Genomic DNA, 12,117 nt, shown 5'->3' on the forward strand with positions numbered 1-12,117 from the left:
CAAAACCTAACAAAATACGTTGGTTACTCTAACGACATGGGAGGCTGTCATGAGCACAAAGCTATCACAACGATTTGAAAACTGGACGTTCAAGGCTAGTGAGGATCAGGAATGGATGCCGGCTCAGGTGCCTGGATGCGTACATACCGATCTGCTGAGATTAGGCAAGATTCCTGACCCGTTTTACGGGACAAATGAGAAGGAAGTACAGTGGATCGACAAGAAGGACTGGGAGTATCGTACAACGTTCGATATTGAATCTTTTTTATATACGCAGGAGCATCTCGAACTAGTTTTTGACGGACTGGATACGTATGCGGATGTATATGTGAATGACACACATGTGTTGTCTGCGGATAACATGTTTCGAGTATGGAAGGCAGATGTAAAAGCATTAGTGAAGGAACAGGGGAACATGCTTCGCATTCATTTTCGTTCTCCCATTCAGGAGGATTTACCGAAGCTGGAGAAGCTGGGATATGCCCTACCTGCATCCAATGACCAATCCGAAGTGGGCGGTCTCGGGGATAAACGAGTCAGTATCTTTGCGCGCAAAGCACCATATCACTATGGCTGGGATTGGGGTCCGCGTTTTGTCACCAGTGGCATCTGGCGTGAAGTTAGGCTTGAGGGATGGACAGATGTGAAAATTAATGATTTATTTATCCGTCAAAATGAAGTAAATGCCACATCGGCACAAGTCACCGCCGTGGTAGAGGTGGAAACTTCTCAGCCTATAGATACCGTTATTCGCATAGGTGCAGATGGTCAGCGCTGGGAGAAGGCCGTATCTTTGCAATCTGGTTCCCATACGGTAGAGGTCACGATCCCGATTCAGAATCCAAAGCTCTGGTGGAGCCGTGGATTGGGTGAAGCGTATCGATATACGTTTGCTGCCGAAGTACTTCAAGGGGAGCGTGCTGTCGCAACGCACGAGGTCAAAACAGGACTTCGTTCCATCCGTCTTGTGCGTGATTCGGACGAAGCCGGGGCTTCCTTTTATTTTGAACTGAACGGAGTAGCGGTTTTCGCCAAAGGAGCCAACCACATTCCCAATGACAGTTTTATTACCGAAGTGACACGAGAACGGTACATGCATGAGATCATATCGGCAGCGGAGTCCAACATGAATATGCTACGTGTATGGGGCGGTGGCTTTTACGAAGAGGATGTATTCTACGACTTGTGTGATGAATACGGTATCATGGTGTGGCAGGATTTTATGTTCGCGTGCAGCATGTATCCGGGTGATGAAGCGTTCCTGAACAGTGTCCGTCATGAAGCGATCGACAATGTGAAACGTCTGCGCAATCATCCGAGTATTGTACTGTGGTGTGGCAACAATGAGATAGATTCGGCTTGGGCGCATTATATTGAAAATGGTGGCTGGGGCTGGAAAAAAGATTACAACGCAGAACAGCGCGAACGCATCTGGGCGGATTATGAAGCGATTTTCCATGACCTTTTGCCAGAAGTGGTCGAAGCGTATGCACCAGGCATTGACTACTGGCCTTCCTCCCCCATTGTATCGCTGACAGGGGATGAAAAGCAGCATGCCCATCCGTCTACATCGGAAGGAGACATCCATTATTGGGGCGTGTGGCACAATGTGGAGCCTTTTGAGAATTACAATATATACGTAGGCCGTTTTATGAGTGAGTATGGGTTCCAGTCGTTCCCGGAATACAAGTCGGTACGCACATACGCCGAGGAAGAAGACTTGGCCTTGGAGTCAGAGGTCATGCTCGCACATCAAAAGAACGGTGCGGGTAATCGACTGATCAAGCAGTATATGGATATGTATTTGCATGAACCGAAGGATTTCCCATCCTTCCTGTATATGAGTCAGGTCCTTCAAGCGGAAGCGATGAAAACCGCAATCGAAGCCCACCGCCGCCGCAAACCTTACTGTATGGGAACGCTCTACTGGCAAATGAATGATTGCTGGCCTGTCGCTTCGTGGGCGGGGATGGACTATTTTGGTCGCTGGAAGGCATTGCAATATTATGCGAAACGTAGTTTCAATGATGTATTGGTTTCCGTGGATGGTACCAAAGAAGACGTCACAGATATCTATGTGGTTTCTGATCTATTGAAGAAGGTGGAGGGGGAGCTTCAAGTTCAATTGATTGGATTCGATGGCACGGTGCACTGGGAAGAGACTTTTGCAGTAAACGTAGCACCCAATGCAGGTGAGAAGTTGTTGTCCTTACGTAATGCAGAGTGGCTTGAAGGGCATGATGCTACGACGACGCTACTGCGGCTCGCTCTCCGTCAAGAGGGAGTAACAGACATTGTCCAGGAGCATTACTTCGTGCCTGCCAAAGAGCTTGCGCTTCAGCCTGCGAGCATCAAAGTCAGCGGAGGAGCGGATGAGGATGGTGTACATCTAGTGCTGGAAAGTGATGTTCTTGCCAAGCAGGTGTGGATGTCTTCGGAAGTTGAAGGGGTCTTCTCGGATAACTTCTTTGACCTGATTCCCGGGTTTCCGGTAAAGGTGAAGTTCACCTCCAGAGAAGGTTTACAGCAAGCAGATGTCAATTCGAATCCAGGGGCAGTGGAGGTTCGATCCATGGCTGATTTTATTCGAGTGAACTAAATGTGAGGCAAGCGAAAAATAAGACGTAGCAACGAATAAAACGGTTGAAGTCTCTTACGGAGAGGGACTTCAACCGTTTTTTATAACAGGATAGATAAAAAAAATTACATTGTAATGGTTTCGTAACATTTTGCTTAGAGAATCGTAAGTTGTTTTCCTTATTGTAGTCCATGCAAGCAACTAAACCCATGGAGAGTGATAACAATGATGAAAACAAGCAAAAGCAAAAAAATGATTGCGGCAGCGGTGTTGATGATGTCTTTGACCTTTTCAGGATTAGCAAGTGCAAGTGCTACAGAGATGAAATTGATTAAAAAGGATGGCATGGAACTTGTGCAATTGAGACAGGCGGCAAAAATGTATGGTTACAGCATTATGTGGGACAGCAAAGACCGCTCGGTAACGTTAATGTATATGGACAACATGCACGACACGATGATGAAAGACGATATGAAAATGAAAAATGACATGATGATGCACGATGATATGATGAAGCAAGATGACACGAAGATGGCTGGTAACATGATGATGGAAGACGAACAAATGAATAAAGATGACATGATGATGAAGGACGATATGATGATGGAAGGTGCTATGATGCCTGCGGCTAAAACCATTAAAGTGTGGGTTGGTTCTACAAAAATGATGGTAGACGGCATGCAGGTTAGCTTGAAGTCAATGCCCATGATCCATGAGGGCAACACATATGTAACGGACATGGTCATTTCCAAATACATGATGCCGATGAAGGCTATGAAGTGAAGGTAACGAAGTAAACGTAAAAAATTGAAAGTAAGGCAGATCAATAATACTGAAATATGATCCTTGCCCTGTGATATGATGATGCCAGATGCTTGTTTTGAATATGGGGTGAGTTCATTGAATGAGCGTATCATGGTTGCCGATGATGACAGTAATATTACAGACGTTTGTCGCAGGTACCTCGAAAGGGAAGGTTATTCCGTGGTGACAGCTAAGGATGGTATGGAGGCGATTGAGTTGTGGCGCAGCTACACGCCAGATCTGATTGTGCTGGATCTGATGATGCCGCATAAAAATGGATGGGAGATCTGTAACGAGATTCGGCAAAGCGAGGATGTACCCATTGTTATGCTGACTGCTCGTGGGGAAGAGCAGGATCGACTGATGGGTCTGACGATGGGAGCAGATGATTATCTGACCAAGCCATTTAGTCCGAGAGAACTCGTTCTGCGTGTCAAAGCGATATTGCGCAGAATGCGAATGGTACAGGTGTCGCCTGCCACTCATTCATCACATACGATTCGTTATGAAGGGCTGACCATTGATTTTGTGAAACGTGAGGTAGAAATTGACGGACGGCTGATTGACTTGACAGTTACTGAATTTGAGATGTTGTATTTGCTAGCCAGCCACCCGGGACAGGTGTTTTCGCGTAGTCAGATGTTAAGCAAAATCTGGGATTTTAGCTACGAGGGAGATACGACGACCGTAACTGTGCATATTCGAAGACTACGAGAGAAGATCGAGCAAAATGCTTCCGATCCAAAATATATTAAAACGGTTTGGGGTATAGGTTATAAGTTTGCAGGTGGCTCATCATGAAATTACGCACGTATCTGGTATTGTCCAGTCTTCTGGGCATCGGTGTATTGTTGATTTGTTTGTTCGTCAGTTATTCCAAAATGCTGCTCACCATCGATCAATTGTATTGGCTGTCGGGTATAACGGCCGGGGTAGGTTTACTTTCGTTTGTTCTCCAGTATGTATTAACGAAGCCATTGGAAAAATCAATAGCTCGTATTACCGAGCGTACAGTGAAGGTAGCCGAAGGGAATTTCCATACGGAAGTCCCTCTCATCGGGCCACAGGAATTCAAACTGCTGGCACAGCATTTTAATGAAATGAGTTCCAGACTGAAGGATAGCTTTGACGATCTCCATCAATCCGAATCGGCCAGGCGTGAGCTGATAGCAAATGTGTCTCATGACTTACGTACACCACTGGCCTCGATTCAGGCCTTTGTCGAAGCGCTGGAAGATGATGTGATTAAGGATGAAGCCACCTTCAGGCGTTATCTGAATACGATTCGCCTTGAAACGAAGAGGCTGGGAGGGCTGATCCAGGACTTGTTTGATCTATCGAGTCTGGAGGCCCAAGGGGAGCCATTTGATCCAGAGCCCAGTCATGTTGATGAGTTGTTGCTTAGTACACTCGAGGGCTTTTCGTTCCATCTTGCCGAGAAAGAGCTGAATGTGGAGATTGAGTTGCCTGATCAATTGCCAGCTGCCATGATGGTACCTGCACAGATGAAACGGGTGATTTCCAATTTATTGCAAAATGCCATCCAATACTCTTCTACAGGAGGCACAATCATGCTTACTGCCACAGAGCAGGGAGCGTTTTTGCAAATTGCAGTGTTGGATCAAGGTGAGGGGATTGAAGCGGAAGAAACGACACGTATTTTTGAACGGTTTTACCGGATTGATAAATCCCGTAGTAAAAGTAGTGGTGGAGCTGGACTTGGGCTCGCGATCGCTCAATCCATTGTGGAACGGCATGGAGGCGAAATTGGAGTTCAGAGTAAGAAGGGAGAAGGAAGTTGTTTCTGGTTTACCCTTCCAGTGTGTGTCAATCGCTAGCCATTGGCACTGAGAGATTTTGATCATAGCGATAACGTAAAAACGTGCCACCCGGTATTTGGGGTAGCACGTTTTATTATTCTTATGTAGAGCGGCATGTTGAGATGGACATCAAATAAGTAAGTAGGTAAAAGAGTAAATATATGTTACGGATTGGACTGTTCGTTTTTGATTTGTTGCAATTCGCTCAGGCTGAGCGTCAGATCATTCTCCGGGTTTGCACTGACAATCACCTCAGACTGGGATTGCTGGCTGGCCTGGTTTGACTTCGAAGCAGGTTTGACCACATAGAGACTTTGAACGCTGTTTAGCAGGCTTGCAGGGGTGTCCGCATATGTTTCAAGAAAAAGTACATAATCCTTGGTCTGCATAAGCTTAAGACTGTCATCGTTGACGATTTCGGTGTTGCCCAGTTGTCCGCCAAGCTGTTTGACTTCAAGCCGATCCCCGGCTGTGTAACCCCCTTTGTAGGATTCAGTCACCTGAACCGTATAGATCGTATAGATTTTGTCAAAAGAAACCTGAGCATCTGCCGCACTTCCCGCTGCATTCATATGATTCTGATCTTGGGAATCAGCTTGTCCCCTGTCATCTAAAGCTTCAACCCTGGTTTGGATGACATTGCCCTTCACAATGGTGTCGGCCCGCTCTGACAAAGCGTCTACACTTCCATAACTGGGATAATCCTCGGATGCGATGATTTTGAGGGGAGTACCTGGGGGAGAAGCGGCCGGAGTTGCTGAAGAGCAGCCGACGACAGACAGGATAAAGATAGAAGACACGAGTAAGGTAAGTACTCGATTCTTGTTCATAGATCGGAATCCTCCTTGGAAATAAAATGTAAATGATACGGAATGATGATATACGAACGATTAGTATCTGGATCTGACATTATTGATATCGAAGGTCTGTGGTTTGGTCATGGAATTCCGGTTGCGCGTGTAAGACATAATGGAAGGACTGTTCGTTGTCGGGTTGTCACCAAGCCAGACGGAGTGACCCAGTTCATGGACGAACACGCTTTGAATAAAGTTGGACAAGTTGGATGCATCAGCGGTAATCGTGGAGGCGTTGAGTTCGATGCGGAAGTTGACAACCTGATTGCCGGAGACAGAAGCGTAGTTGACACCATAAGCGGTATTGTTGAAGTTGCCAGCGGTGATCGTGTTCGGAGAGTTATTCGTTTTGACGAATTGCACTTTGGCTCCCGCATTGTTCCAGTTGGCAAGAGAAGCATCCATTGGACCCTGCCATGCAGAAGCGTAGTTGTAGGTCCGGATTGGAATGGTGGAACTAGGGTAGCCGTAATTCAAAAAGGTTGCTGCGTAGATCGTGCTGCCAAACATCGCGAGCGCAGAGAACAACATCAGGCTCATCAACAACTTCCTTTTCATACTTAAAACCTCCAATAAATGTATATTTTCTCTATTATAGTAACAAGGAAATGTGTACCTGAAATGAGTCTCAAGTCGTTGTTTTTGTTATGGAAAAAAGGAAAAAACCTGTGCAATAAAGGAATGTTGTCACAACAAGTCGCTTTCTGTCTGGGGAAGGTATGCATAAATTCCCTTAACTCACAAATAATACACTCAACCTTACTAGGAAAAAGGAGTGTATAGGGATGTGCGAACGTTTTTCACTCGCGGCTGATCTAGATGAAGTTCGGGATCATTTCAAGGTACAACGAGTCATGTATTACTATAAAAATCGCTATAATATCAGTCCAACGCAACATACGCCGATCATTCTGCATCAGGATGGAGAACGTGTGCTGGATGAATTTCGTTGGGGATTCATTCCGTTCTGGGGGAGGGATGCGGTGAATGCTAATTTAATGACTGTGCATGAAAACCCCGCGTATTATAAGTTAGTGGAGACCAAACGCTGTGTTATTCCATGCAATGGGCTGTATTACTGGCGACAAGAAGGTAAGAAGCGTTATGCCGTGCGTGTTGTCATGCCGGATCGCGGGCTTTTTGGCATTGCGGGATTGTATGAGATCTGGAAAGATACCCGCAAGCAACCGCTTCGCACCTGTACAATGCTCATGGCTGGCGCGAATCTGGCGACTCGTGAGTTTGGAAACAAGATGCCGGCTATTCTCATGGATGATGAGATCAACACCTGGCTTGATCCGGCCAATACCAGAGTTACACAGTTGTTGCCACTGCTTAAAACATACAATCGCACAGAGATGAATCTATACCCGGTCACGCCGATGGTGGCGAACAACGAACATGATTGTTATGAATGTGTGGAAGAGATGGAGCAGAAGCTGGCTTACGTGCGGAGTTACTGAGGAATGACTTAACTGAGGGATGCCTAAGGTATTACCGAGGTTTTCTGAAGATGTAGCTACGTTCATGTTTATGGTTTCTAAGTTTCTGAACTCTGGAAATGGTTAAAAACAGGATGGGGCGTCTGAGGACACTCTGTCCTTTTTTAGTTGTGTCATCGTTTCCGTTGTAGGCTGACAAGGAATGGAAAAAGAAAAGTTGCAATTGAATTGAAACGTAACTATAATAATTACAGTAGTTGAATGTATATATCCATATATCTATTTAAAGAGATATAATATCAGGAGGGAACCACGAATGAATCCAAAGTATTCGAAAATGTTTGAACAAGTTTCACTGCCAAGCAGCGGCATTACACTGAAAAACCGGATCGTGCTTGCTCCTATGACTCATATGTCCTCTAATTCAGATGGTACGGTATCTGATGCTGAGCTTGCATATTATGCACGTCGCACAGGTGGGGCTGGCATGTCGGTTACAGCGGTAACACATGTTACGCCTAACGGTATCGGCTTCCCTGCACAATTTGGTTCTTATGATGACAGCTTTGTGCCTGGACTGAAACGTCTGGCTGAAACGATTAAACAACAAGGTTCTGTTGCTGTACTGCAAATGTTCCATGCAGGTCGTCTGACTCCGGAACAAGCCGTTCCTGCGGGCCAAGTGGTTGCACCTAGTGCAGTCGCAAGTGAACGCCCAGGTTCACCGGAACCAAGAGAAATGACGGATGAAGAGATTACTTCTGTCATTCGTGATTTCGGTGAAGCGACTCGCCGTGCTATTGAAGCTGGTTTTGACGGTATTGAGATTCATGGTGCGAATGGTTATCTGATTCAGCAGTTTTTCTCTCCACATTCCAACCGGCGCGAAGATCGCTGGGGCGGCAGTGTAGAGAAACGTTTGGCGTTCCCATTAGCCGTTGTAGATGAGGTACAGCGTGTCGTTGCTGAGCATACTAAACTTCCGTTTATTGTGGGTTACCGTTTCTCGCCGGAAGAGCCAGAAACGCCAGGACTAACAATGGAGGATACGTATGCACTGGTTGATGCTTTGAAAGATAAAAATCTCGACTATTTGCATGTTTCCTTGAATGAGTTCTGGTCGAAGCCAAGACGTGGTGAAGAGGATACACGTGCCAGAATTGAATTTATCCTGGATCGTGTTGGCGGTAAAGTACCTGTAATTGGTGTTGGATCGATTCATACCGCCGATGAAGCAGCAGAAGCGCTGGAAACCGGCGTACCGTTGCTTGCGATTGGACGTGAGCTGATCATCGAGCCAGACTGGGTCGAGAAGATTGAAAGCGGACGTGAAGAGGATATTGAGACCATTCTGACGAAATCCGATCAAGAGCGTTTGGTGATTCCTGATGGATTGTGGAATGCAATTATCCACACACCGGGTTGGTTCCCTATGGCAGAGGATAAATAATTATCGGAATGACTGGATGGAGGAGGCGAAAGCCTCCTCTTTTTACATATGCATGAATGTTTATGGACGTCAATTCTTGTAGATGTGTGAAATTCTCCTTCCAACCGCTCTATGGTATGATGGGGTAACAGGATTAACTGGTATATTAACGGTTTGGAGTGAATGAAGATGCTCGTTGCGGAACGTTATGAAAAAATTGTGGAATGGGTGGATGCGCATGGAAGCATGCGTGTCACTGAGCTTAGTGAGCGCTGTGGAGTGACCGAAGAAACGATTCGCCGTGATCTGGACAAGCTGGAACAGGCGGGCAGGCTCAGACGCTCGCATGGTGGAGCGGTGAGTGTGAAATACAAGGATGAATCGCAAACCGAGATTCCGTATCCCGAGCGTGCTGTTGCATATGCCGATGAGAAGCGACGCATTGCAAGTGAAGCAGTGAAACTGGTGGAACCCGGTGATCGGATTGCTTTGGATGCAAGTACTACCGCGTGGTATATGGCAGCTGGACTGCCCAATATTCCGCTGACGGTATTAACCAATTCAATTAAAGTTGCCGCGGAGCTAAGCGCGAAAGAACAGATTCGTGTCATTGCTACAGGCGGACAGCTTGCTTCCAAATCTTTGTCCTTTGTCGGGCCGCTCGCAGAGCGCTCGCTGGATGCGTATCATGTGGATAAAGTGTTTTTGTCTTGCAAAGGCGTACATCTGACCAAGGGCATCAGCGAGTCGAATGAACTACAGGCTTTGGTGAAGCAGAAAATGATTCATATTGCTGACGAGGTTATTTTGCTAGCCGATTCGAGCAAATTTAACATTCAAGCTTTTACAAGGGTAGCTGGCATGGAGAGTGTTGGGAAGGTCATCACCGACCAGGGTGTGCAGGAGGAGCATGTGAACGCGTTAAATGAACTTGAAATTACGTGTATACGTGTATAACAACAATCAACAATTATATTAATGATTTTGAATTTATATAAGTTGAACTTTTCATTTACACGTTAACGGAGAGGACTGTGTAAATATTTTTAATTCAACTTATCATAGAAAGGATCGATGAGAATGAAACATCCGTTTCACTTAAAGGCGGTATGGAATGGCGGACGTAACAGTGAGGGCACGATTGATGCAGGAGGTTTGAAAACCGTCATTTCGATCCCGCAGGAGATGGGCGGCCCTGGTACAGGAACGAACCCGGACGAGATGTTACTGGGGGCAGCGGCAACCTGTTACCTGATTACCCTTGCTGCGATGCTGGAGCGTTCAGATATTACACCTGACGAGCTGACGCTGGAATCGGAGGCAACGGTGGATGTGACCAATAACGTCTTTACGTATGAACGTATCGTACATCGACCGCGAATCGTGCTGCCACAAGATGCATCCGAATCGGATCTGAGCAAGGCCGAGAAGCTGGCGCATAAGGCCGAAGCATCCTGTATGATCTCTCGGGCAGTATCTGGCAATGTGAGGATGGAAACCTGTCCGGTGATTGTAACCACTGGAGCTGACGCAGTGTGATATAATTGGTGGGTAGACGACATGATTCGTCATTTGTGCAAATAAGGAGAAATTCAGGATGAAAAACCAGAAGCGCAAACCCAATCGAATGGCACGTTTGACTCGTGCAATGAAACTGAATTTTCTCAAACTTTTACGTGCTCCGGGTGGTGCTCATAAGGTATCTACCGGATTTGCTATAGGGTTCGGTCTCGAACTGATCGTAATCTCGACTGCATCCCTGATTTATCTTGTGTTTTATCCGATCGTTCGTTTGTCTGGTGGCTCCATGCCAGCGGCCATTGTAGGCAACGTTGTGGGCAAGCTGACATTTCTGCCGATTATTCTTATGCCACTTGCGAAACAGATAGGTTCATGGATTTTGCCAGCGCACAGTATGGGACAGGGTCCTATGCATGAGAGCGCATGGAGGGAACTGTTTCATGGAAACTGGTCAGCGGTAAGTGAACTGCTGCTCGGTGGACTTGATATCCTGGCAGGTATGAGTGTGCTCGGGTTAATTTTGGGATTCATTTCGTACTTTGTCGTCAAATACTTCTATGTCAGAGCTCTTCATCGGCGGCATGAACGCCGGCTGGAGAAGCGCCGCCAAGCGGCAAACGCTTCAGGTCTTAGCACAGCGTCTGTACTGATCAGGAAGACATCACAATCATAATTGGCAGGAAGACCATGGAAACAGCGGTAGTCCACAGAATGCAACGGGATACAAATTGCGGAGATGCACCGAACTGTTCAGCCAAAATAACAGCGTTCACTGCGGTTGGCATCGAGGCGAGGATAAGCAACACAGGGAATAATGTTCCTTCGACTTGCAGTGCTTTCAGTATAAGCCAGGCTAAAATCGGTGCTGCAACCAGCCTGACAACAAGTCCGGCCCAAAACGCCTTACGAACATTCGATTGCCAAGGTGCTGTATCTCCTTTGGGTCGTAACATCTGAGCGCCCAGAATCGCCAAGACAATAGGAGAATAACCGGTAGCCATCATCGAAACGCCCCCATCCAGAGCATCAGGAAGGGAAATGCCCGAGCTCCGCATGATGACTGCGATCACAGCTGCGTAGATGGTAGGCATGCGGAATACGGACAGCATCGCGTTTTTTACCGTGAATTCGGATCTTGCGGCAAAGAAAATACCTACCGTATTGACGATGATCATCTGTCCAATGACGTAGACCGAAGCCTTGTCCAGTCCAAGTTGTCCAAAGGCAAGCAACACAAGCGGGAGCCCGTAGTTCACACAGTTGGTAAATGTGGAGACGAGGGTCAGTCCTGCTTTTTCAGGTGCACCCAGACCAAAGATTCTGCTTATGATCTCAGCCAGAGCCCAGAGGGCGATCAAGTTGAGGATAGAGAACCAGAAAGTGCTTGTAACATCCGTCCAGGTAATCTCTGCGTGTAGCAGGGTATGGAAGATAAGCGCAGGACTTAAAATATAGAGTGAAAATGCCGAAAGCGGCCGTGTATCCCAGTCCTTGAAATGTTTTAACAATATTCCGCCAATGACGGGCAAGGAAATGGGCAGAAACACATGATAAAGCGTAATGAAAAACGAGGTAAACAATCTGTTCAGTCCTTTCTAGATGAAAAACCTATCTTATCATAGCAGGAAATGCTCGACAGTTGAATGTATAAGGACATAATCCTTGTACA

General features: G+C 46.5%; 12 protein-coding genes. 9 read left to right on the forward strand and 3 right to left on the reverse strand.

Features of this window, described 5'->3' with window-relative positions:
* The first annotated feature begins 49 nt into the window (after positions 1 to 49).
* From MKY23_RS12185 to MKY23_RS12200, 4 genes are all read left to right on the forward strand, one after another.
* Positions 50 to 2,599: a glycoside hydrolase family 2 protein gene (locus MKY23_RS12185; protein ID WP_339838311.1), complete on the forward strand. Its 2,550-nt coding sequence runs from the start codon at positions 50 to 52 to the stop codon at positions 2,597 to 2,599.
* A 204-nt stretch (positions 2,600 to 2,803) separates the two neighbouring features.
* The gene (locus tag MKY23_RS12190) at positions 2,804 to 3,361 is read left to right on the forward strand and encodes a hypothetical protein (RefSeq protein ID WP_339838314.1); all 558 of its coding nucleotides are present in this window, start codon (positions 2,804 to 2,806) and stop codon (positions 3,359 to 3,361) included.
* A 117-nt stretch (positions 3,362 to 3,478) separates the two neighbouring features.
* Complete coding sequence (locus MKY23_RS12195) at positions 3,479 to 4,183, forward strand: response regulator transcription factor (protein WP_339839388.1); 705 nt, start codon at positions 3,479 to 3,481, stop codon at positions 4,181 to 4,183.
* Positions 4,180 to 5,220, forward strand: a complete 1,041-nt coding sequence (locus tag MKY23_RS12200; RefSeq protein ID WP_339838317.1) for an ATP-binding protein — start codon at positions 4,180 to 4,182, stop codon at positions 5,218 to 5,220. Before MKY23_RS12195 ends, MKY23_RS12200 begins: the two co-directional genes overlap by 4 nt.
* A gap of 146 nt (positions 5,221 to 5,366) precedes the next feature.
* Here MKY23_RS12200 and MKY23_RS12205 read toward each other — a convergent pair whose 3' ends face one another.
* Positions 5,367 to 6,032, reverse strand: coding sequence for a hypothetical protein (locus MKY23_RS12205; protein WP_339838320.1), 666 nt, complete (start codon positions 6,030 to 6,032; stop codon positions 5,367 to 5,369).
* Between the two features lie 60 nt (positions 6,033 to 6,092).
* Positions 6,093 to 6,614, reverse strand: coding sequence for a hypothetical protein (locus MKY23_RS12210; protein ID WP_154958836.1), 522 nt, complete (start codon positions 6,612 to 6,614; stop codon positions 6,093 to 6,095).
* A gap of 227 nt (positions 6,615 to 6,841) precedes the next feature.
* Between MKY23_RS12210 and MKY23_RS12215 the strand changes: the two genes are divergently transcribed.
* The 5 genes from MKY23_RS12215 (at position 6,842) to MKY23_RS12235 (ending at position 11,121) form a co-directional block, all read left to right on the forward strand.
* Positions 6,842 to 7,519, forward strand: a complete 678-nt coding sequence (locus MKY23_RS12215; RefSeq protein ID WP_339838324.1) for an SOS response-associated peptidase — start codon at positions 6,842 to 6,844, stop codon at positions 7,517 to 7,519.
* 295 nt (positions 7,520 to 7,814) lie between these two features.
* On the forward strand, positions 7,815 to 8,948 hold the full coding sequence (locus MKY23_RS12220) for an NADH-dependent flavin oxidoreductase (RefSeq protein ID WP_154985831.1): 1,134 nt from the start codon (positions 7,815 to 7,817) through the stop codon (positions 8,946 to 8,948).
* 168 nt (positions 8,949 to 9,116) lie between these two features.
* Positions 9,117 to 9,884, forward strand: coding sequence for a DeoR/GlpR family DNA-binding transcription regulator (locus MKY23_RS12225; RefSeq protein ID WP_339839391.1), 768 nt, complete (start codon positions 9,117 to 9,119; stop codon positions 9,882 to 9,884).
* 123 nt (positions 9,885 to 10,007) lie between these two features.
* Entirely contained in the window at positions 10,008 to 10,466 is a 459-nt protein-coding gene (locus MKY23_RS12230) for an OsmC family protein (RefSeq protein WP_339838329.1), read from the forward strand.
* Positions 10,467 to 10,524: 58 nt separating this feature from the next.
* Entirely contained in the window at positions 10,525 to 11,121 is a 597-nt protein-coding gene (locus MKY23_RS12235) for a DUF2062 domain-containing protein (RefSeq protein WP_090920818.1), read from the forward strand.
* Here the strand turns inward: MKY23_RS12235 and MKY23_RS12240 are convergent.
* On the reverse strand, positions 11,099 to 12,028 hold the full coding sequence (locus MKY23_RS12240; RefSeq protein ID WP_154886230.1) for an AEC family transporter: 930 nt from the start codon (positions 12,026 to 12,028) through the stop codon (positions 11,099 to 11,101). The genes MKY23_RS12235 and MKY23_RS12240 overlap by 23 nt on opposite strands.
* Between the last annotated feature and the right edge of the window lie 89 nt (positions 12,029 to 12,117).

It is taken from the genome of Paenibacillus sp. FSL R7-0272 (genome assembly GCF_037969905.1).
GTDB lineage: Bacteria > Bacillota > Bacilli > Paenibacillales > Paenibacillaceae > Paenibacillus > Paenibacillus polysaccharolyticus.